This is a genomic window from Paraburkholderia sp. EG286A, assembly GCF_040965375.1.
Lineage (GTDB): Bacteria > Pseudomonadota > Gammaproteobacteria > Burkholderiales > Burkholderiaceae > Paraburkholderia.
This window is the reverse complement of sequence record NZ_JBFRCB010000003.1, coordinates 1,209,185-1,229,676: the sequence shown is the minus strand read 5'-3', so window position 1 is coordinate 1,229,676 and position 20,492 is coordinate 1,209,185. Positions and strand designations below refer to the sequence as shown.

Annotated in this window: 19 protein-coding genes and 1 pseudogene; 15 read left to right on the top strand and 5 right to left on the bottom strand. The window is 57.6% G+C overall.

From position 1 onward, the window contains the following. Nucleotides 1-5 precede the first annotated feature (5 nt). The 3 genes from AB4Y35_RS18400 to rsmA are packed head-to-tail and all read left to right on the top strand — an operon-like array spanning nt 6 to nt 3,260. On the top strand, nt 6-1,373 hold the full coding sequence (locus tag AB4Y35_RS18400) for a peptidylprolyl isomerase (RefSeq protein ID WP_368705343.1): 1,368 nt from the start codon (nt 6-8) through the stop codon (nt 1,371-1,373). A 21-nt stretch (nt 1,374-1,394) separates the two neighbouring features. Further along, the gene (gene pdxA / locus AB4Y35_RS18395) at nt 1,395-2,417 is read left to right on the top strand and encodes a 4-hydroxythreonine-4-phosphate dehydrogenase PdxA (RefSeq protein ID WP_368705342.1); all 1,023 of its coding nucleotides are present in this window, start codon (nt 1,395-1,397) and stop codon (nt 2,415-2,417) included. Nucleotides 2,418-2,432: 15 nt separating this feature from the next. Then, nucleotides 2,433-3,260, top strand: a complete 828-nt coding sequence (rsmA, locus tag AB4Y35_RS18390) for a 16S rRNA (adenine(1518)-N(6)/adenine(1519)-N(6))-dimethyltransferase RsmA (protein ID WP_368687553.1) — start codon at nt 2,433-2,435, stop codon at nt 3,258-3,260. Nucleotides 3,261-3,308: 48 nt separating this feature from the next. On the opposite strand, the gene panE is transcribed toward rsmA, so the two are convergent. Continuing rightward, nucleotides 3,309-4,259 carry a 2-dehydropantoate 2-reductase gene (gene panE / locus AB4Y35_RS18385; RefSeq protein ID WP_368687554.1) on the bottom strand — a complete coding sequence of 317 codons (951 nt, stop codon included), beginning with the start codon at nt 4,257-4,259 and terminating at the stop codon, nt 3,309-3,311. Between the two features lie 183 nt (nt 4,260-4,442). Here panE and gloA (AB4Y35_RS18380) point away from each other — a divergent pair. The 5 genes and pseudogenes from gloA (AB4Y35_RS18380) to AB4Y35_RS18360 form a co-directional block, all read left to right on the top strand. After that, a pseudogene (gene gloA, locus AB4Y35_RS18380) lies at nt 4,443-4,793 on the top strand (lactoylglutathione lyase); the annotation flags it as partial. A gap of 122 nt (nt 4,794-4,915) precedes the next feature. Next, on the top strand, nt 4,916-6,361 hold the full coding sequence (locus tag AB4Y35_RS18375; protein WP_368705341.1) for a hypothetical protein: 1,446 nt from the start codon (nt 4,916-4,918) through the stop codon (nt 6,359-6,361). Next, a complete protein-coding gene (locus AB4Y35_RS18370; protein ID WP_368705340.1) occupies nt 6,321-8,261 on the top strand; it encodes a hypothetical protein in 1,941 nt (646 codons plus the stop codon). Before AB4Y35_RS18375 ends, AB4Y35_RS18370 begins: the two co-directional genes overlap by 41 nt. Then, complete coding sequence (locus AB4Y35_RS18365) at nt 8,255-10,234, top strand: hypothetical protein (protein WP_368705339.1); 1,980 nt, start codon at nt 8,255-8,257, stop codon at nt 10,232-10,234. The genes AB4Y35_RS18370 and AB4Y35_RS18365 overlap by 7 nt, the downstream gene beginning before the upstream one ends. Before the next feature lie 16 nt (nt 10,235-10,250). After that, complete coding sequence (locus AB4Y35_RS18360) at nt 10,251-10,694, top strand: hypothetical protein (RefSeq protein ID WP_368705338.1); 444 nt, start codon at nt 10,251-10,253, stop codon at nt 10,692-10,694. Nucleotides 10,695-10,750: 56 nt separating this feature from the next. Here the strand turns inward: AB4Y35_RS18360 and gloA (AB4Y35_RS18355) are convergent, their stop codons facing one another. From gloA (AB4Y35_RS18355) to AB4Y35_RS18340, 4 genes are all read right to left on the bottom strand, one after another. Then, nucleotides 10,751-11,146 carry a lactoylglutathione lyase gene (gene gloA, locus AB4Y35_RS18355; RefSeq protein ID WP_368705337.1) on the bottom strand — a complete coding sequence of 132 codons (396 nt, stop codon included), beginning with the start codon at nt 11,144-11,146 and terminating at the stop codon, nt 10,751-10,753. A 195-nt stretch (nt 11,147-11,341) separates the two neighbouring features. After that, nucleotides 11,342-13,657, bottom strand: coding sequence for a hypothetical protein (locus tag AB4Y35_RS18350; RefSeq protein ID WP_368705336.1), 2,316 nt, complete (start codon nt 13,655-13,657; stop codon nt 11,342-11,344). A gap of 11 nt (nt 13,658-13,668) precedes the next feature. Next, a complete protein-coding gene (locus AB4Y35_RS18345; protein ID WP_368705335.1) occupies nt 13,669-14,958 on the bottom strand; it encodes a hypothetical protein in 1,290 nt (429 codons plus the stop codon). Nucleotides 14,959-15,079: 121 nt separating this feature from the next. After that, nucleotides 15,080-15,553, bottom strand: a complete 474-nt coding sequence (locus tag AB4Y35_RS18340; RefSeq protein ID WP_368705334.1) for a helix-turn-helix domain-containing protein — start codon at nt 15,551-15,553, stop codon at nt 15,080-15,082. 152 nt (nt 15,554-15,705) lie between these two features. Between AB4Y35_RS18340 and AB4Y35_RS18335 the strand changes: the two genes are divergently transcribed. From AB4Y35_RS18335 to AB4Y35_RS18305, 7 genes are all read left to right on the top strand, one after another. Further along, a complete protein-coding gene (locus AB4Y35_RS18335; protein ID WP_368705333.1) occupies nt 15,706-16,176 on the top strand; it encodes a hypothetical protein in 471 nt (156 codons plus the stop codon). A 488-nt stretch (nt 16,177-16,664) separates the two neighbouring features. Further along, complete coding sequence (locus AB4Y35_RS18330) at nt 16,665-17,084, top strand: hypothetical protein (RefSeq protein WP_368705332.1); 420 nt, start codon at nt 16,665-16,667, stop codon at nt 17,082-17,084. Nucleotides 17,085-17,351: 267 nt separating this feature from the next. Then, nucleotides 17,352-17,912, top strand: a complete 561-nt coding sequence (locus tag AB4Y35_RS18325) for an HAD domain-containing protein (protein WP_368705331.1) — start codon at nt 17,352-17,354, stop codon at nt 17,910-17,912. Nucleotides 17,913-18,332: 420 nt separating this feature from the next. After that, on the top strand, nt 18,333-18,749 hold the full coding sequence (locus AB4Y35_RS18320; protein WP_368705330.1) for a hypothetical protein: 417 nt from the start codon (nt 18,333-18,335) through the stop codon (nt 18,747-18,749). Between the two features lie 800 nt (nt 18,750-19,549). Then, the gene (locus AB4Y35_RS18315; RefSeq protein WP_368705329.1) at nt 19,550-19,810 is read left to right on the top strand and encodes a type II toxin-antitoxin system Phd/YefM family antitoxin; all 261 of its coding nucleotides are present in this window, start codon (nt 19,550-19,552) and stop codon (nt 19,808-19,810) included. Beyond that, nucleotides 19,807-20,073 carry a Txe/YoeB family addiction module toxin gene (locus AB4Y35_RS18310; protein WP_368705328.1) on the top strand — a complete coding sequence of 89 codons (267 nt, stop codon included), beginning with the start codon at nt 19,807-19,809 and terminating at the stop codon, nt 20,071-20,073. Before AB4Y35_RS18315 ends, AB4Y35_RS18310 begins: the two co-directional genes overlap by 4 nt. Next, entirely contained in the window at nt 20,073-20,453 is a 381-nt protein-coding gene (locus tag AB4Y35_RS18305) for an SOS response-associated peptidase family protein (protein WP_368705327.1), read from the top strand. The genes AB4Y35_RS18310 and AB4Y35_RS18305 overlap by 1 nt, the downstream gene beginning before the upstream one ends. Nucleotides 20,454-20,492 lie beyond the last annotated feature (39 nt).

The window sequence follows — 20,492 nt, the reverse complement described above, 5'->3', positions numbered from 1 at the left end:
TATCTGTGGGAATCATGAAAAAGCTTCGCCTGGCAGCGTACGCTGCGAGTCTCTTCGCCGTCGCAGGCGTGTTGCCGGCCGCGCCGGCGCAAGCTCAAGGTCTCCCGGCCGGCAACGGCCAGACGGTCGACACGATCGCCGCAGTCGTCAATGACGGCGTGATCACCCAGCGCGAGCTCGACAGCCGCGCCGAAATGATTGCTCACCGGCTGCAGCAGCAGAACGCGCCGGTTCCGCCCGACGAGCAGCTGCGCGCGCAGGTGCTCAACCAGATGGTGCTCGAACGCATTCAGCTCCAGAAGGCCAAGGAAGACGGCATCACCGTCGACGACGCCGGCGTGCAGCGCACGCTGGAGCGCCTGGCCCAAGCCAACGGCATGGATCTCGCCACCTATCGCGCGCGCATCGAGGCGGCCGGCGTGCCCTGGACCACCTTCACGCGCGACGCACGTACGGAGCTCACGCTCTCGAAGCTGCGCGAGAAGGAAGTGGACAGCAAGGTCACGGTGACCGACGCCGAAGTCGCGAACTACATCGCGAGCCAGCGCGGACCGAACGCGGGCCAGTCGAGCGACCTGCACTTCCAGCACATCTTCATCAAGGCGCCGCTGAACGCCTCGGAAACCGACATCGAAGCCGCGCAGGCGAAGGCCAATGCGCTGCTCAAGGAAGCCCAGTCGGGTAGCAAGTTCGAGAGCCTCGCGAAGTCGAACTCGCAGGCGAGCGACGCGGGCAAGGGCGGCGACATGGGTTTCCTGCCGCAGTCGAAGCTGCCGCCTGAATTCGTGACCGCCGCTTCCACGATGCGTCCGGGCGAGGTGAACCCGTCGGTGATCCGCACCAACGACGGCTTCGAGATCGTGCGCCTCGTCGAGCGCCGCCAGGGCCAGGGCACGGCCGCCGATGCGCCCAAGCTCGTGCAAACCCACGTGCGCCACATCCTGCTGCGCGTGGGCGACGGCATGTCCGAGCCCCAGGCGCGCCAGAAGCTGCTCGAAATCCGCCAGGAAATCGCGGCGGGCGGCGACTTCGCGAAGTTCGCGCGCACCTACTCGCAGGACGGCTCGGCTTCGCAGGGCGGCGACCTCGGCTGGATCAGCCCGGGTGAAACCGTGCCTGAATTCGAGCGCGCCATGAACACGCTGCAGGACAACCAGCTCAGCGAGCCGGTGCGCACCGAGTACGGCTACCACCTGATCCAGGTGCTGGGCCGCCGCGACGCCGAAGGCTCGATCGCGCAGCAAATGGAACTCGCGCGCCAGGCCATCGGCCAGCGCAAGGCGGAGCAGGCCTACGCCGACTGGCTGCGCCAGCTGCGCGACAGCGCCTACGTCGATTACAAGATCGCGGGCATGACGCCGCCGCACAACTAAGAGTCATCAAGGGATCGAGCCATGAACGCCTCCGCATCGTCGTCGCCGGCTCCGCGGAGGGCGGGGCCGATCCGCGTTGCCATCACCACAGGTGAGCCGGCCGGCGTCGGCCCCGAGCTGACTGCCGCCGCACTGGCGGGCGCCTCGGCACACTGGCCCGACGCGCAGTTCGTCGTCCTCGGCGACAGCGCGTTGCTCGAAGCGCGCGCACAGGCCGCGAGCGTCGACTGGGCCGCCGTGCTGGCGAACCAGCCCGTGCAGGTCGAGCATGTGGCGCTTGCCACGCCCGCCAAGGCCGGCAAGCTCGACGCCGCGAACGGCCGCTATGTGCTGGCGCTGCTCGACCGCGCCATCGACGGCGCACTGGCAGGCGAGTTCGACGCCATCGTCACCGCGCCGCTGCAAAAGAGCACGATCAACGACGCCGGCGTGCCCTTCACCGGCCACACCGAATACCTCGCCGAACGCACGCACACGCCGCGCGTGGTCATGATGCTGGCGGGCACCGGCGCGCGCCCGCTGCGCGTGGCGCTCGCGACGACGCATTTGCCGCTCAAGGACGTGTCGGCGGCGCTCACCGTCGAGGGGCTCGTCGAAACCCTGAGCATCATCGACCATGACCTGCGCCATCATTTCGGCGTGCCGCTGCCGCGCATCCTCGTGACCGGCCTCAACCCGCATGCGGGCGAGAATGGCTACCTGGGGCGCGAGGAAATCGACACGATCTCGCCGGCGCTGGCCGCCGCCGCCGCGCAAGGCATCGACGCGCGCGGTCCATACCCCGCCGACACGCTGTTCCAGCCGCGCTACCTCAAGGACGCGGACTGCGTGCTGGCGATGTTCCACGACCAGGGCCTGCCGGTCCTGAAATACGCGACGTTCGGCGAAGGCATCAACGTCACGCTCGGCTTGCCGATCGTGCGCACCTCGGTCGATCATGGCACCGCGCTCGACCTCGCCGGCACTGGCCGCGCGGACGCGGGGAGCCTGATCGCCGCCCTCGACACCGCCGTTTCGATGGCGCGCCACCGGCGTGCTATCTGATTGATTCCAGAGAAGATGTCCAATAGCAGCAGACAGCATCAGGGCCACTTCGCGCGCAAGCGCTTCGGCCAGAACTTCCTCGTCGACACGGGCGTGATCGATTCGATCGTCGACGTCATCCGCCCGCAGCGCGGCGAGCGCATGGTCGAAATCGGGCCGGGACTCGGCGCGCTCACCGAGCCGCTCATCGAACGGCTCGCCACGCCCGAGTCGCCGCTGCACGCGGTCGAACTGGACCGCGACCTGATCGCGCGCCTCACGAAGAAGTTCGGCCCGCTGCTCGAACTCCACGCGGGCGACGCGCTCGCGTTCGACTTCGGCTCGCTCGCGGCGCCGGGCGAGAAGCCCTCGCTGCGCATTGTCGGCAACCTGCCGTACAACATTTCGAGCCCGCTGCTGTTTCACCTCACCACGTTCGCCGAGCGTGTGATCGACCAGCATTTCATGCTGCAGAACGAAGTGGTCGAGCGCATGGTGGCGGAGCCCGGCAGCAAGGCGTTCGGCCGTCTCACGGTGATGCTCCAGTACCGCTACGTGATCGACAAGCTGATCGACGTGCCGCCCGAATCGTTCCAGCCGCCGCCCAAGGTGGATTCGGCGATCGTACGCATGATTCCCTACGCGCCGCACGAACTGCCGAAGGTGAACGACGCCATGCTCGGCGAACTCGTGACGGCCGCCTTCTCACAGCGCCGCAAGATGCTGCGCAACACGCTCAGCGATTACCGCGAGCGCCTCGATTTCGACGCGCTAGGCTTCGACCTGGCGCGCCGTGCCGAGGAAGTGCCCGTCGAGGAGTATGTGAGTCTCGCGCAGGCGCTGGAAGGGGCTGGCGGCGCGTGATATGCGCGTGGCGCGCCGCCGCCTTGCCGGTGCACTAAGCGTCGTCGCTCAGGCCGCCTCCGCGCGCTGCGCCTCGTAGGCCTTGAGCTGGCTGTAGACGACGCGCAGCACCGAAAGCTCGCTCGACGCGTGCGGTGCCGCGCCGCCACGCTGGATCAGGTCGCCGAGCACGTGATCGGCCTCGATGCGCGAACCGTTCTGCACGTCGCGCAGCATCGAGGCGGTGAGCGACGAACCCTTGGCGAACAGCATCGCCCGCGAACGCTCGAGGAAGCTGTCGCGCACGGCGTGGCCGTGTCCGGCTGCGATCGCGCGGCATTCGGCGAACAGGCGCTCGATGATCGCGGCGCCGTCAGGCGTAGCGAGAATCACGCCAATGGGAGCACGGAAAAGACACGTGCTGCCCGCAAGCGACGCGAGGAACACCCACTTCTCCCACATCTCCTGAAGGATGTGATCGCTCGCCTTCACGTGAAAGCCGGCATTGCCGAACTGATCCGCCACGGCTTGCACACGCGCCGAGACGCCGCCGCCGAGTTCGCCGAACGTGATGGCCTGCACGTCGTTCAGATGGACGATCTCGCGCTTGTCGTTGAGCGTGGACGCGATGAGGCAGACGCCGCCCAGCACTGCCTGCGTACCGAAGCGCGCCTGCAGGACTTCGAGGTGACGCATGCCATTGAGCAGCGGCAGGATCAACGTGTTGGGCCCGACTGCTGCGGCGAACGAATCGATGGCATTGTCGAGGTCGTAGGCCTTGCAGCTCAGCAGTACGAGATCGAACGGCTGGCCTCCTTGCGAGTCGAGCGCTTCGCGCGTGACGGTCTTGACGTCGCGCAGCGTCAGATCGCCCGCCGGACTGCGGATGACGAGCCCCGCTTCGCGCAGTTGCGCGGCGCGCGCCTCGCGTACCAGAAACGTCACGTCACGCCCCGCAGCGGCGAGCCGGCCGCCGAAATAGCCGCCCGTCGCACCCGCACCGACTACCAGAATTCGCATGTCTACTCCTTGATCCTTATGTTCGTTGCTTGCGCGTTTGCTTACGCCTGGCTGGCGAAATTGCCGCGGCAATTTCGGGATGGCGTCCATGCTAGAGCAAATCGGCATATCTTGCCGGCGCCGGCAGGGCCGGCGCGTTTTTGGTACAGTCCGTTTTTTGACGACGGCAAAACGGAGTACACCATGCGCCTGCTGCACACGATGATCCGGGTCGGCGACCTCGATCGCTCGATCAAGTTCTATACCGAACTGCTCGGCATGAAACTGCTGCGCCGCGAAGACTACCCCGATGGCAAGTTCACGCTGGCCTTCGTCGGGTACACGGACGAGCGCGACGGCACCGTGCTCGAACTGACCCACAACTGGGATACGGCTTCCTACGATCTTGGGACGGGCTTCGGCCACCTGGCGGTCGAAGTGGAAGATGCCTACGCTGCCTGCGCGAAGATCAAGGAGCAGGGTGGGACGGTGGTGCGCGAAGCCGGCCCGATGAAGCACGGAACTACGGTGATCGCGTTCGTGACCGATCCGGATGTACCCATAACTTCTACCGACCTTGACTTCCACCAAAACTTTGACCAAGATGGACATGACCTGGACGGATGGGGAGCGCTGTGCGCCACGACGGAACTAGGAGGACGCTGCTACCAAGGCTGGTGCTGAGCCAGACCTGCGACGCTGATTCCCCCGGAGCAGAGCTTCGTTCCGTTGTCGTCGATGGCCAAGCCATCAAATATTTCTACCGACCCCTTTCTTCCCTCCCGCTCTCCGAACGAGAGTCCCGCACCTCAAGCTACAACCATGTACCCGTCGTAGTTGACTCCAGTGGGCGTCCTTGGAGCCATGCAGTCATCCAGCTAATTGACATCATCGAGGAAGCAGGCCTTCCTGCGAACGGTATCGACAACGCACAGCCCGTCGCGACTGATTTGGCGGACTTCAAGAGGTTTCTGGAACTCGCATCCCTAGACTATCTGAGCATCCCAGACAACAAGCGTAAACGGCCGCCTTACCGATATCGCGCCCACTTAATGGCACAAATCAACGCCGGCGCACTCCAGCGGAGCGTCGCCCGCCGGAGAATGGCGAACGTTATCGGCTTTTATCGCAATCTTAAGTCTCACAAAATTCTCCCATCGGATTTAGAAATCTGGGATGAGAATGATGTTTATATTGAAACAGAGGCGCGAGATGGCACTCGATATAGGCGAAGTGTCAGAACGACTGACCTATCAATCAGTGCCCCGACGAAACAGCCGGCCATTAGCGATCATATCGTCGATGGCGGAAAATTAAGACCATTGCCGGCTGAAGAGCAGATCGCTCTGCTAGACGAAGTGGTTGGAAGTAGAAACACGGAGATGATATTAATCGTCCTGATTTTGATGATCGCCGCAGCGCGAATCCAGACCGTTTTGACATTGCGTGCAAGAGATTTCCTGGACGAAAAATTTGCCGAGTTGCTCGATGTACGGATTCCAGCCGGACCTGGCACTGGCGTAGACACTAAAGCCAACCAGAAGAAGGTGCTTCACATTCCCGGCAGCCTCTATCGCCTCGTCCAGATTTACGCAATGAGCGACCGAGCTGCCAAGCGACGGAAAAAGGCCGGACAAAGCCTCGACGAAGCCTATCTATTTTTAACCAATAGGGGCCGGCCGTACTTTGAATCAAGATTCGACCGCAGCACGTATGACCCGAATACCGAATCTGGTCAGGCAAACCGGGGGGCTGCCGTCCAGTCATTCTTTCGCAGACAATTGCTTCCGAAGCTTCGATTAAAATTTGGTGAATCTTTTACCTTACGGCCACATGACCTTAAGGCCACCGGAGGATTAAACAAATGGGAACAATTGATGGAGCTGGTCGCATTGAAACGCATAAACCTAAACCAGGCACGGGATAGGCTGAGAGAATTCCTGTGGCACTCGAATTTCGAGGTCACGGATAGATACGTTAATTTTAAGTCAAATAAAGAAATGTTCTTCGACATCCAGAGTCGTTACGAAACTCATCTAGTGGCGTTAATCGAGACAGCAATTAACGACGGCTGGAGCGAAGATGAAGAGACAAGCAGGAGGTCAAGACGATCTGGCCGATAGGCCTATTAGAGAGTACAAGTTACCTTTGGAGGTCGGAGATAAAGTACACAGTGTAGAAAATGTCGTGATTCGATTCGGCGACACTGGACTCACGCGAGACTTTGGCTCGTTCTGTTATCTCGAAAGAGAGAGCCGGGCTATTCGAGCGAAAGGGAAACCGACGAAGGTCGTTTTAGCTTCCTTTGTCCCGAGCCGTCGTCGCTTCATGGCGAAGTTCATCTATTGGCTGTCGGAAGGAATCAGGCAGGGGTTGAGCCAGCGGGGGCAATACCTCTGTAGCCAGATTCTCTTCTCCTTCATCGCTTGGGCAGACGCGAACCTGGATTCGGATGCGCTTGCATCGGCGGAGACGATCGCCGTTGCCCTTGTCGGATACACCGACTATTTGACACACGAAGTGCGAACGGGACGGATCGCGAAGGATACCGCAGGGGGCAAACAGGCCCGCTTGATATCCTGTCTCAGGTACCTCACGGGCGCGGAACATCTGGCAGACGGACTGACGCATTTGCGCCGCGGCGATGGCGAAAACGGCACTGTCCCGCGGTCTGAGAAAGACATTGGACAACAACTAGCAATAGACCTTTTACTCTTCGAAGGTCTCCGGACCCTCGTATTACAGGAGGAGAGTCTGCCATTCGCCCTACGAGTACCGCCGTTCGTACAACAGCCATATAACGTTATTTGGATTTTCCCTACACGGGGGCTCTTCCGGACGGCTGCAGAGATCAATAGTTCTGCCATGCAGAATGGATACGGTCAATTTGCATACGATTTCGAAAATGGCCGGCTGCGAACGTACCAAGAATGCAAGAGCCTTTATGAATCTAAGAGTGTAGCAAAGGCTGTAATTCATAAGGCAAGAATACTGGTGGGGAAGGCAAATGAGAATAAGCGAAGTGGTCCCCGGATTTCTATCGCGAAAGTTGCCATGAACTCGTTTGTTGACATGTTCCTCGCCAATGCCGGGATGGATTGGGAACAGGTGAGAACGCTGCAATGGGAAGGCGACGACTTTACGGTTGAGCGACTGACGCAGGATTTTTCCGCTGTCAAAAATAGGGCGAAGGGCGTAGTCGTTACATTTACTATTACCAACGTATTTCTCCCACGTTTTCGCCTGTATCTTTCTCTCCGAAACTGGGTGTTGAATGGGAAAAAATGCGATCTATTATTCTTCAGGCCAGTAGGAATTTGCGCGGATGGTGGATTCAGAATCGAACCATTGCCACTGGCAAGCCTAGACCTCCTGCATGTACACCGGCGCCTCGCTCCAAATCTCGTCGTAGTTGGTAGCAGAGAGTGGCGTTCGACGAAAACGAACTGGAACGTCGATCGCTACGGCACGGCTGCCGCTGCCGCTATAGCTCAGAACAGCCGAGCAGTCGTCGAAACCAAATATTCGGCAGGTACAGAGACCAACGCTATCAAGGAGTCCGGCGAATTTCTTTCGCGGCTCAGTGCAAAGTTCGTTTCCCGCAAGCATGCTGATACGAAGCACACATCACCCGTAGGGGGCTGCAACAACATTAACCACCCTACGCCAGCCCTCGCTGATCCACCTGTCAACCCAGACTGTCATCAACCTGAGGGCTGCTTGTTCTGCGCGGAGCACACCATAGTTGCAGACGAGATCGATATACGCAAGTTGTTGAGTTTGCGTTACTGCATCCTACACACGCGCCCTTTCAGCAGTTCAAAAGAGCACTGGAAAGACCTTTTCAGGCCTGTGCTCGCGAGAATCAAAGACTTGCTCAATAGAATCGCCGCCAAGAGCGAACGGCACCGACTGCTTGTCGCGCGCGTGCGCGTCGAGGTAGACAAGTACGGCAAACTCGATCCATATTGGGAGGCGAAGATGGCCATGCTTGATGAAATATCAGGAGATGTGACATGGTAAGCATCTATAAGGCCAAGATTGAATTGCCGATGGGATCCTGTCCTCCAGATACGGCGTCCGCGACTCAAAAATTCTACCCTCCAGAAAATTTTGTTGTGAGTCGTCAAAAAAACGGAGAAGTACTTTCTATCTTTCGTGAAAATAAATGGGACCTATCTCCATACAATGGGCGCGGCGAGTCCAGCGTCATTAGTTTCGCTTATTGGGGCAGGCGTCATTATGACGAAAGGATGAAGGCCATTATTTTGGCAGCAAAGAAGTTAATGTTTATTCTTATTTGGAGGAGAAGCGGTGCGCCGTACGCTGTATCAACATTGTGCATATACGGAAGATTAATAGGAGCTATGGCGGAGTACTGCTATAAGAGTCGCATAACTATAGAGCAATTCCTCTCTGATAAGACTCGAGCCCTTTGGTTTATTAGATGTGCAGGTGGAAGTTACGCAAAAACATTGCTCTCCTTGGCGTCGATGCTCCGAAGAATGAGGGCGGAGATGACGGGTTTTCAAATCTTCTCGGTCAAAGCGGAAATCCCCATCCGAAAGATTGCCAAGGCCAATCAAAGCAAAAATCTGCAAACTGCGCCAATTCCGACGCGCATTTATGAAGAGGCGCTTACAGCACTGGTGAATGAGCTATCGGATTTTGAGGCGGTGGAAACTGAACTGTTGAGTAGGCTTGAAACGCTCTTAACGGATCCACGCTCTCGCCGGAGCAGGGTCTTGGGGCACATGGCGTCGTCTGCGTACCATGAGCGCCAAAAGCAACTTCAGGGCGTTGTATCAAAGGAGTTGCGAGGATATCTAGCCGATCGTGGCTTAGGAGTTCACACATACGACCTTATGAGTGCAATCACTTGTATTCAAGTTACGTGTAAGACATTTCTTCATGCTTTCTCCGGGGCAAGAAATAAGGAACTAGCCTATGCGAAATATAATTGTTTGAAAACCGTTGTTTTAGATGGATTGAAATACTATCTTATAGTATCAACGATGACAAAATCAAATGGTGGAATTCCAAAGGGGGCATATTGGGTAACATGCAGAGAAAGTGAGAGATTCGTTAAGTGTGCTCAAAGGATATGCAAATTCATTTATAAAATATCGCGCAGCTACTTCCCTAAGCTTCCTAAAAAATTAAATGGAAACGAAACCTTATTGTTTTTAAGTTCCGGATACCTGTATCGCGGTAGAAGGGCGCCCAAGCGGCCAAACCGTCCGCTGGTTGTGCGACTTAGTCGTCATTGGAAGATTTTTCACGGCGCGGACCTCCGAATTCGAGATGACGATTTAAAAGAACTCGAAGAGATCGACCAGTTTAGAGCGTGGCGAAAGGAGCCGCAATTCAAGATGGGCGCGACTTGGCCAATGCGTTGGAATCAGTTCAGACGTTCACTACCTCTATATGGGAAAGCGTCTGGATTGGTAAGCTCGACAACCATTCGAAGAATGCTCAAGCATGTCTCAGCTGGGCTTGCGGAGTTCTACTCAAACGGCAGCGCGAGCGCTAGAGACATCCTGAAGATGGACGGCCAACATATGTGTGGTGTGTACCAAGAAAGCCAGCCGACGGCTGAAGCACTTCATTTCTTGCGAGACTTGGTTCACTCCCGCGAAGAGTGGGCGGGGCCATTGGCGGCCTTCGTTGACCGACATGTTCGGTCTCAGGGAGTGGGAACAATAGTCGATAGTCTCCAGTTCATCGAGCAGCAGGTTGCACTTGGCCAAATTGCGTATCAGGAGACGAGTCTTGGGGGATGTGGGAAGCCGGGGCCTTGCGATAAGCGCGCAATGAGGTCGTATATCAGCTGTATCGATTGTCCCAGAGCTGGCATCAAGAAGTCGAAACTAGATGCTGTCATCGAACGGCAAATCATCTTTGTTGAGCGTCTCACTCCGGGTACGATGGAGCGTTCCGCAGAAGAAGAAGACCTGCGCGCCCTGAAGGAGTACCGAGTTAGGAAATTCGGCTAATCAAGGAGAGCAGGGAATGAGTGTGATTGTAGAGTACAAGGATGCGCTCGAACGGCTGCGAAAAGGGGATACGCTGCGAGTTCCCGCTGGCACGCGCATATCAAACGACGCTGTATCCTTAGAAGCGGGCCGCGGAAAGGGGACTATCAAGAAGAGCAGAGCAAGCTTCGACGAGCTAATCCGCGCGATTGAAGCAGCAGCCAAGGAGCAAGAGGAGCAGATATTGTCAGCGGAAGCGGGGCCGCAAAAAGCCGCGGTGGCTGACGAGGCTAAGGTTACGGACACCAAAAATTTCCGAATGTACCAGGAAGCACTCGGGCGGGAAGTGTCCTTGCTCTATGAAAATCAGGCGTTGAAAGAGGAGCGGGATAGTCTCAGAACCGAGAACGAGAACTTAAAGGCAGAGCTCGCAGCCTTGAAGCGCACTCGCGGTGCAACGAACATCCGAAGGGAAAGATGAGTGCCGGCTGCGGTGCTCTGACGTACGAGTTAGGGAAAGCCGGCGCGGCATGAGACTCAGTCGACGCGACCTTTTTTCTGAATCAGTTCAATTTTGTAGCCATCCGGGTCCGCTACGAAGGCAATCACGGTAGTGCCGTGCTTCATGGGGCCAGCTTCGCGAGTCACCACGCCACCGCGCTTCTTAACTTCTTCGCATGCGGCATACGCGTCTTCCACCTCCAACGCGATGTGGCCGTATCCGGTTCCCAAGTCGTACTTGTCTGTGTCCCAGTTGTGGGTCAGTTCGATAGCCGCTGCCTCGGACTCATCTTCGTAGCCGACGAAAGCTAGCGTGAACTTCCCGTCAGGGTAGTCGTGCTTTCGAAGCAAGCGCATGCCGAGAACTTCGGTATAGAAACGGATGGACGTGTCCAAGTCGCCCACTCGAAGCATAGTATGCAGGATTCGCATGAATAGTCCTTTGATGGCGCGTCGACAAATGCGACGACGTCTTCAAATTGTAGAGGATATGAGGGCGTTCTGCTTTCCGCATCCAACGGCGTCAATCGGGCGTAAGGCTCTGGAGCGGATGGCAATTGTGGGAGCCGGGTCCGCTGCGCAGAGAGCGTGTCCGCGCGTGTATGCGAGCGGACACGCTCACTCAATTCAATCGCGTTGGAAAAGCATCTCGCTCAACGTCCCGAGCCAACCGGTAAGATTCGCACAGGCATCTTGTATTGTTGGTAGGTCATCCTGGTGCAGTTTCAACTTCTTCAAGATGAGCGCGAGCAAGAATTCTGGGGCCGCGCTACCGGCAGCGGACGTATGGAGCTCAATGAACTTTGCTATTAGGCGCGCCATATCTCTGCTCGCGCCCCTATCGACCGAATAGTCCAGTTCGGACGAATAGGCCGCGCGGAGCAGGGCGGCTTGAATCGCACCGTCGTTGAATCGTGTGAACGTCGCCGGCTCAATCAATGTCTGCTGAAACACGCCACTGCGGAGTGACGTTTCTGGGTCACCGGAGCGAGCGCATCGCGATGCTTCGAGGAAGGCCGCAACCGTAAGAAGTACACCGGCGCCGAAGTTATCGCCCGCTAGGGTATGACCGGCGTTCCAGAGCAGAAATCCGGCCGAAAGCGGTTGTGGCTCTCCTCGTGCAGAGGGCAAAAAAGCTAGCTCGTCAGAGAGTCCGTCCGATGCTTGCAATGCATCGCGCCGGCGAGTCAATCGTTCAGGCACGTCGATGTGATTTGCTTCGCAGGTTTCGATGAGTTCGTCGATACGCGTTACTTCATCATCCCACTTGATAGCCTTGTCTACACGTCCCACGGGTAGCACGAATGCATGCTTAAACCGATAAGCGCTATCGGCAGAATTAGAGCCGATATCGCTCGTGAGCTCTTTGAACCGAGTCTCAGACTCTGGTAGGACGGCTAGCGCAATGTAGAGCCTCGGACCGGACCTTTGAACGATACGCAGCGTCGCGCTTATCTGTTTGAAGATAAACCCATTTGACACGATTGGGCTGGCGACAATTGCAGCCGCGTACTTCAGGAAGGCGGCGAGTTCCTCGTCCGGCCTTTCCAACGTGAGGTGATCAACGATGCGCGTCGTAGTTCCAGGCGCGCGTTCTTTCAGTATTTCGTCAATCCGTTGCGCAAGATGGAAATTGTAAGGCTCCCCACTCGTCAAATCCTTCGGGTAGACGATAACGGTAGGGCCCGGCGCTGCATAGTTGCGGATCCAATCCTGAAGTTGACAATCGCCTTCCGCGCTCGCAACGGTGTATCGCGCCATCAATCGCTTGACGTCAAGTGAGAGCGACCACCATTTATTTCCCACCGCTTTGCGCTCGCCGACGAGCACCATGTGTTCATCCGCCAGTTCGGCTAGAGTGCGCTTGTTTCCGGCGGCGAGAGACTTGTGAACCAGGCGAACCAGCTTCGGTTTGTTGTTGTGACTCAAAAAGCGCTCGCCGATGACGCGTACGCTCTCCGCGCCAGCGGGCAGGCTGGTGACGTTTGGCAGAAACTCCGGCTGCAATCCGTCGAGGCCTGGTTCGCCAGAGAGTTTGCGGGGTACTCGGTACAAATACGACGATTGCGCGCCTTCCGTTGCGGCCGCACCGTCGTTGTCCGTGCTCGACTCGAGCCCCAACAGGGTTACGAGCTGAACGTTCTTTGACTTACCAAGTTTGTCTCGTACCTTTTCCTCGAGGCCGCCCGATGTTGACGCGGAGATGATGACGAAAGCGTCGCCGGGCTGCACGCCCCAGTCCTCGAGTCCTTCGTAGCCCCGGAAGCTTTCGATTGTGCAGCGTCTAGCCCCTTCATTCCCGGCGCAGTGCATTTGAACGACCATCTGCGCGACGGGCCAGATAGCCATGGAGTCAATGAAGATGCGGACGGTAGTTGGCGACTGCTCCTCTGCGCAGAATTTTGAGAAGCGCGGCAGCATGGTCAATGCGAGCAGTTCAATTTCACTTGTGCCACTCAGCAACGATTCCGCACGCAGGAAGTGACTCGCGTAGCGGTCCGATTGCTTCGCGAAGTAGAACCCCGGCGGCGCCGCAACTACCACATCGCCTCTACGACTTGCCTGTACGAGAAACTCTGTCGTTGCACAGGCGAAGCATTTTGTTAGGTCGAGAGCGTCGGCCGTTTCGCCTTCAGCGGGCTCCTCAATCCTCAGTTCCACGACGTTGCCAGAGCTGTCGAACCCGCCAATCGTGAGTTCGCCCTTCGCGAGAATCTCGGTGTACCCCTTCGCGCTGTTGTCACGAATTGAATCGCGCAATGCCTGCGCGTGCGCTTGAGTGGCGACCAGAAGCGCTCGCGGCGGTACCACGTTCTGCTTTGCCCAATCTCCAAACTTGGAGCTGATTTCTGGCCAGGCTGCTCGCTCTTGACCAAGGAAGATGAGGACGCTGTATCGAAATGCAGACGCGAATGCTGCCCCGGAAAACGGGAAAATCAACATGGCTTTTCCCCTTACACCGGCAGCAGGACGGAGAACGAGGTACCCTCGACCGCTCCAAGAGCTTCATGCGTCCAAGCTCGGAGAAAGAACAGCATCTTCCCGTCTTCCATGAACACGTGAGTCCCGTCCACAAGCTGAAGGTAGGGTTGGGAAGTGTCCTTTTGCTCCAACGTCAGGCGCCGCTCGATATCTGCAATCGCTGAGCGGGTACCGAATAGAAAGGACAGCCTGCCTGTTCGCAAGCGCAAGAAGCCATTGCGTCTGCGGAGCAGGCGTGCCACCGCAAAGAGTCCGATGCCACGGTTGGCATCGCCCGACGACGTTGCCCACTTTCGGAAGCACGCAACGACGGCTTCTTCCTCTTCGGCGAGTGTCAGTGCGTCCACGTCCGCAATTTGGCGCTTCTCATGGGCGCCACTCGACAGCCAACGACGGGCAAGACCAGGGCCGGAATCGACGATTGAAAGCTCAATGAACGACAGTTCTTTGAGGTCCTCTTTCTTGTCGCTTCCTAACGCCGGATGTCGGACGCTGCTTTCAGCTGCCAAGCTCTGTATCAGGTAATTTCGGACATGAGTGTTGGAGCCCGAGAAGGGTTCTACCCGGTCGTCGTCGACGCTCACTAGCCGGAACGTGATTGCGCGGATGCCCTTTGAATAGAAGACGCCTCGCTCATCGGCACGTGCCCACCAGTCCGAGTTTTCGACGAGTTCGCGCGTCAGTTGCGTCGCGGCTTCAGAGATGTCGAGCAGCTTTCTGGCGGGCCAGTCTTGTGCGATGTGCGCCAGCGCGGCTTGGACTACAACGCGGATTTCGCCAAACTGTCTCAGCTTCCGTTCGCCATTACCCCCTTCGTACAGCGGGCGTATGTATTCACGCGGTGAACCCTGCACGCAAAGCAGATTGACGCCATCACTTGATGGATGAGTTCGGGCAAAGTCGAACTCATCCATCGCATCGAGGTAGTTGCTGAAAACCTTACCTTCCGAGCGGCCAATGCGGTCCCCATTGGCGTCGAGCAGGTGCTTCGCCATGACCCATGCGGCAAGTGCGTACGGCCTGCCTAGGAGCTTCTCTAAGCTCTCGGTGAAGTTGGGCGCCTTGTTAATGATGCTTTCGAACTTGGCTTTGCCGTCAGCAGACTTTCTTGCCCATGTGAGGACGAGTTGTAGCAGGCCAGCGTCGGCAAAGAACGACATGAAAGTGCTGGGGGCAGGCAGGCGCAATTCGTTGGCATCGGGGCCGGCCAGCTTCCTTATCGCGCCTTCTATATTCTCAACGGTCGCTTCAGGGATTTCCATTTCAACCGATCTCGATTGACAACTCAAATTAGCGGTGCCCAGCCTTGGGCACCCGAACTGCTTTGCACCTAGCAATCCGACGTCGTCTTTAGCTGGCTCGCCTCAGATTGTCGGGTGCGAGCTAAATTTTAGGTATCGCGCGCCTAGATTTCTTCGTTGGCACGCCTCCAGCGTCTTGTGCAACCGCTGATTCCTCAACTTTTGCGAACAACTCCCCTGGGTCGCTTGCTAGCGCCTTCGCTAGGAGCCCAATGTTGTCGAGCGAAGCATTTGTGACCATGCGCTCCACTTGGCTTACGTAGGTCCTATGAAGCCCAGCAAGGTCGGCAAGTCGTTCCTGCGAAATTTTCTGTGCTGCGCGGAGCCTTTTTAAGTTCGAGGACAGCCGCTGGCGCAGCGCTATCTGCTCGGGCAAGAGGTTTTCGTTCATAAGCGAAGCATCGCCGAACGAAGACGATGAATCTACAGCCTTTTCATCTACATATTTTGCGACTACATTGTTTGCGACTACAGAGTTTACATCTACAGAGTTTGCATCTACACTAATTCCATCCCGACGGGCATGTCGCCGCAATTTCTTGGCGGCTGGAGCCATGGGGATGGACGCCAAGCGCCTCGGAACTCAGGACTCGCACTTCAAAATGCTCAGCCCGATCCGCGAGCTGTAGCGATAGAGCAGGAGCTCAGCGCTGTCGTGCATTGCCGATACCCCACATTGGGCTAGCGAACTTGAGACTCGAGAATGGTATGGAAGTGCTTCAACTGCGTTACGTCCCTGCGACCGTACGCGCGGTCATGTCGCGCGCAGGGGCACCGGCTACGATGGAAGTAGCTGGTCGTTCGTACGAGCTCACCCCGGAGGAAATGCCAGGGGAGGTCGAGTGGCGCTTAGAACTGCTTCGATGGCTAGGTCGAAAGGTCTTTTTCTACCTTGCATCCGTGGCACCGGACGACCGCATTCAAAAGCTGCTTCGGGTCGAGCACGATCTGATACGCCGTACTTGGCTTCACGCAATCGAAGCTCACGCTGTCGCGGAAGGCGCGCTTGTATCGATAAGCGACCTGACGGACCAGGAGCTCGCAGCACTCGAGCGTTGCAGCGTCTACTTTGATGCATTGACGAAGCGTGAAGGAGAACGCCTGATCAAGCGCTTTGAAAGGATGGTTGCGCGGCACTGCAAGCTTCGTGAGTCGGCTTCGCCACCAACTACCCCCTAAAGCTGCTTTGCCGGGGATGAATAATTCCATGTTCGAACAAGGCGCTTTGCTACTTGGGCTGCCCACAGCGGCTGCGTTGCTCGGGTGGCTTATCGGTCGCCTGATTCGCGGCGGTCGCCCGCGCGTGGAAGTCGAACATCCACGGCTTGCATACAGCTCAGCATATCTACGCGATGCACACAACAACCGGGTTTCCAGCCTAACGCGATATCGCTGCGCTTTCGACGCCGCGTATTTTTGCCTATGCGCAGTCGCTGAAGCACGTGGGGTTGAAATGGAGGGACGGGTACATCCGAACGACGAACTGTTGCGGATTGGACTCGCGGCGCTCGGTGCGTCTTCGGAGGACTCTGGCGAGGTAATAAAGCTTGCGAAGTGGGCCGCTGATACGACGCCGGCGCTTCCGGACATCTCACTCCGAGACGCGTGTCGCCTTGCTGTGTGCATGTACGACGACACCGTAAAGCTGTTGCGCTCCTGAGGCTTCGATGCACGTAAAAGACGACCACCCTGACGAAAGCGCGGGCCTGAAAATAACGATCCACGAGGGCGTTCGGACCGGCAAAGCCTCGCTGCTTTGCGAACTTGAGGGAGGTGTAATCCTCGAAAATGGCGCTCCCCTCACTGTTTGGGGGGAGGCAATACGAGTGTTGGAGCTGTGTGCCGACAAGTACAGTACGCCTTGTCCCACACAGGAAGACCTCACCGTTTTTGCTTGGCGAAAAGACAGAGGCAACTTGGCACCATTGTTCAATGTGGATATCGAGCTGCTACGCGGCACGGCAAAATCAGTCTCACGGGACTTCAGTGGGCACACTTTCGAGTGTGAGACGGTATTCGAAGCCGATGATGACGTCGTTTCCATCATCCGCAAGGTGCTATCGGCAATGTTGCGTGGGGAAGGATGAGGCCATTGACGCATTGAAAGGGAAGCAGCGTGAACTGATGTCGCTGGCAGAGCTGGTGCAACTGCTTTTCGTATCACCGCAGTATCTGCGCAATTGGCTGCTCCGAAAGCAAGTCTTGCGGCCAGTCAAGGTGACGCGAGAGCAAAGCGAAGTACTGCATTGTGAGAGATACGTGCTTCGCACAATAGCGGAAGCATATTGCCGTAAGCGCCGACGGATTGTACTCAGGGGCATGCGCAGGCCGGCCTGCGAAGCGCAAGAATACGGATGGTACGAATGCTGACAGGTTTGGCCGGCGAGGCATACCTTTTCCCGCCCCCGCGCAGCTGCGGCGGCCTCGTGGTCTATCTCGACTATGACGGCGTTTTGCACCCAGATGCTGTTTATGCACACCCCAAGCGTGGACCAATTCTCCTGAATCGTCCCAGTCATCACTTATTCGAAAATGTCGGAATACTAATTGAATTGCTCGTTCCGTATCCGGATGTGAAAGTTGTCCTTTCTACAAGCTGGATAAGGCGGTACAGAGGCAGCATTCGGCGTGTGTCTCGCGGGCTAACACCGGCACTTCAGGCGAGAGTGATTGGCGCCACTTTCCATAGCCGCATGGACCCCGCGACCTATGCCGCTGCGCCGCGTGGATGGCAGATATGGTCGGACGTGCTGCGCAGACGTCCGGGAGGGTGGCTTGCACTTGACGATGATGACGAGGCGTGGCCCGCGTGGTGCCGTGACCAACTTGTGCACACTGATTCGGAGCTTGGTATCAGCGCGCCGCGTGTCCGCGACGAGCTACAAGCAAAGCTGGCAGCAATGGTGCGCGAATGAGGAAGATGCACTATAGGACTCGTGCCGATGTCGCACGAGACAGCAGGCGGCTGCGTCGAAGTTTTGTGCGCAAAAATATTCTTTTGGCTGCGGACGAGTTTTGCCGGCGCAAAGGCATTTCACGCACGGAACTCGCGCGACAAGAGCGTTGCCGAGCTGTATTTGCCATCGTAGTCGAAGGTAGCCGACGCTACCCGGCGTTTCTTGCCGAACATTTTCTCAATCGACGTCGGCTTACCAAGCTGCTCCGACGCCTGCCTCCAGTCTTGCCACCCGAATTGATTTTCGACTTGCTCATGGCACGGAGAGGGTCACTGGGCGACAAATCACCGCTGCAAGCATTACGCCGAGGAGCGCGCTATCGCATTGCTCTGGGTCTCGCTGACAGCCTAACTGACGAGTACCGACGAGGTCGCAATCATGGCACACGACGACGAACGTTTACTTGAAATATCCCTGTACGACGGCGAGTTCCTCGGAATAATGTCACCCTTCGCGAAGATATGCTCCATTGAGGGCGGTGTCACCCCTTACGGAAGGCCGCCATTCTCTCCGTTGGAAGAGGCGTGGATACTGCTAGAGATGTGTGCCGAGAGGTACACGACGCCGCCCCCGCGCAGCGACTGCTTAACCGTGTTCATTCGTCGCCAAAACCGCGGCGATACCGAGGTCGAGCCGCTGATTCGCCTGGACGTATATGCGCACAATGGCGAAGCGACAGCGACCATTGTGAGCCGGACCCCAGCCTGGGATACCGAACGCGTTCGGTATCAACCCGATGACAGCGCGGTGACCATTGTGCTCAATGTCTTGCGAGCCAACGTGAGTGGCGTGTAGTGCTAGCTAGTAGGCGTCCCGATGCCCGACGACAAACTTCATCGGCCGCCTCCGCCTGCAATAACGGTGTTGGTCCGTGTCGGTTCATACCTTGCACACGACCTCGCGGCGTCGATGCCCCTTGTGTGCGCCCTAGCGCAACTAGTCTATCTTGCGACGTGAAATGCCTGCTTGCAGCACCACCCCGACGAACTCGGACAACGAGTCGCTTTTTACGAAGCACGGCTTCCGCCGCCAATCTGACAGTGGCACCCTCCAAGATGCCGTCGCATCTCGGAGAGTGCCGTCCGCATCGTCGAAACTTCGTTCTCAGCGTTGCCATTTGATGGGACCAATGCGCTGCAGTTCCTGCATGAGACGCCGCCGTAGGCGGCCCAAGGACTTTTTCGCGTCCTCGACGGTTGCGTAGTCCTTTTGCATGCGCCAATAGCCTTCGGCTGCGAGGGCCTCAATCTCGGAGATAGCGTAGCGGCCGCACTGCACCTCCAGGGCTAGTTTGCGCACAAGCTCCGAGCGGTGCCCACGCCATAACCTTCGTAACTCGTCATCGAGCGGGGTCACAAAAGGGGGAAGCCCATACCGGGCGCGTTCAGCGCGCAGTCTGCGTTCACGCTGCCAAGGCAAATCTGGCGCGGGAGGGTCAACGTACGGAGCCACCATGCTGTTGCGGTCACGCTTCGTGTGGTCCAACCGGTAGACGCACATGTCGTACGCATACCAGTCCCCACGCGCCTCTTCGTCTGTTAGCACATGGTAGAGTTGTACCTGTATCGGTACAGGTCAATCGCGAAGGAGGACATATGCGTACCATCCCTTTCACCGACGCTCGCGCCAATCTAAAGCGCGTCATCGACCAGGTTGTTGAGGACGTGGACGTGACCCTCATTACCCGCCGCGACGCACCGAATGCGGTTGTCATGTCCCAGGAGCACTACGATAGCTTGATGGAGACGGTCCATCTTCTGCGTTCCCCGGCAAACGTAGCCCATCTTGAGCGCTCCATTGCGCAGGCGCGCGCGGGTACACTACAGCCCCGCACGCTGGTTGACGACACCGAATGAGCGGCGCTTTGAACGTTATGTGGACTGCCGAGGCTTGGGACGATTATGTCTACTGGCAGGGGCAAGACAAAAAGACGTTAAGGCGCATCAATCAACTCATTGGGGACGTGCAGCGCTCGCCCTTCGAAGGTATCGGTAAGCCTGAGCCGTTGAAGGAAAACCTGACTGGTTTTTGGTCGCGCCGCATTGATGAAACGAATCGTTTGGTCTACGAAGTAGCAAACACGCAAATCAACATCGTTTCGTGCCGCTACCGCTACTGATGGTCAACACCAAGGAAAATGCGTTGGCGCATCGGATGGCGTCAAGCGAGACCTTCGGCATCGCAGGTCTTTGGCGGGAGTGGGATGAAGGCGAGGGGGGCAAATCACTTTCGTGCGCGATGTTAACGGTCAACTCGAACGAGCACGCCCTGATGCGCCGATTTCACAAACCCGGAGACGAGAAGCGCTCTGTGGTCGTTGTCCGGCCGTCGGACTACGACGGCTGGCTCGCCAGTCGTTCAATGGACGAGGCGCGGTCATTTCTGAACTTGTTTCCAGTCGATGCATGCAGAAGCTTGTCCCGCTCCCACGAGAGCGGCCAAGGCTCGAGCGACTACATCAGAGGTCGAGGGTGTCAAATGAACAGGCGGTGGGAATGAGCGACGCACGTGGGTTAGATGCAGCACGAGCACGAAGGT

Coding starts and splice junctions, on each gene's coding strand:
- AB4Y35_RS18320 (WP_368705330.1), top strand. CDS start 18,333: ATGGCACACGACGACGAACGTTTACTTGAAATATCCCTGTACGACGGC.
- gloA (WP_368705337.1), bottom strand. CDS start 11,146: ATGCGAATCCTGCATACTATGCTTCGAGTGGGCGACTTGGACACGTCC.
- AB4Y35_RS18315 (WP_368705329.1), top strand. CDS start 19,550: ATGCGTACCATCCCTTTCACCGACGCTCGCGCCAATCTAAAGCGCGTC.
- AB4Y35_RS18335 (WP_368705333.1), top strand. CDS start 15,706: ATGGAAGTGCTTCAACTGCGTTACGTCCCTGCGACCGTACGCGCGGTC.
- AB4Y35_RS18365 (WP_368705339.1), top strand. CDS start 8,255: ATGGTAAGCATCTATAAGGCCAAGATTGAATTGCCGATGGGATCCTGT.
- AB4Y35_RS18310 (WP_368705328.1), top strand. CDS start 19,807: ATGAGCGGCGCTTTGAACGTTATGTGGACTGCCGAGGCTTGGGACGAT.
- AB4Y35_RS18305 (WP_368705327.1), top strand. CDS start 20,073: ATGGTCAACACCAAGGAAAATGCGTTGGCGCATCGGATGGCGTCAAGC.
- AB4Y35_RS18360 (WP_368705338.1), top strand. CDS start 10,251: ATGAGTGTGATTGTAGAGTACAAGGATGCGCTCGAACGGCTGCGAAAA.
- panE (WP_368687554.1), bottom strand. CDS start 4,259: ATGCGAATTCTGGTAGTCGGTGCGGGTGCGACGGGCGGCTATTTCGGC.
- AB4Y35_RS18325 (WP_368705331.1), top strand. CDS start 17,352: ATGGTACGAATGCTGACAGGTTTGGCCGGCGAGGCATACCTTTTCCCG.
- AB4Y35_RS18340 (WP_368705334.1), bottom strand. CDS start 15,553: ATGGCTCCAGCCGCCAAGAAATTGCGGCGACATGCCCGTCGGGATGGA.
- pdxA (WP_368705342.1), top strand. CDS start 1,395: ATGAACGCCTCCGCATCGTCGTCGCCGGCTCCGCGGAGGGCGGGGCCG.
- AB4Y35_RS18345 (WP_368705335.1), bottom strand. CDS start 14,958: ATGGAAATCCCTGAAGCGACCGTTGAGAATATAGAAGGCGCGATAAGG.
- AB4Y35_RS18330 (WP_368705332.1), top strand. CDS start 16,665: ATGCACGTAAAAGACGACCACCCTGACGAAAGCGCGGGCCTGAAAATA.
- AB4Y35_RS18370 (WP_368705340.1), top strand. CDS start 6,321: ATGAAGAGACAAGCAGGAGGTCAAGACGATCTGGCCGATAGGCCTATT.
- AB4Y35_RS18350 (WP_368705336.1), bottom strand. CDS start 13,657: ATGTTGATTTTCCCGTTTTCCGGGGCAGCATTCGCGTCTGCATTTCGA.
- rsmA (WP_368687553.1), top strand. CDS start 2,433: ATGTCCAATAGCAGCAGACAGCATCAGGGCCACTTCGCGCGCAAGCGC.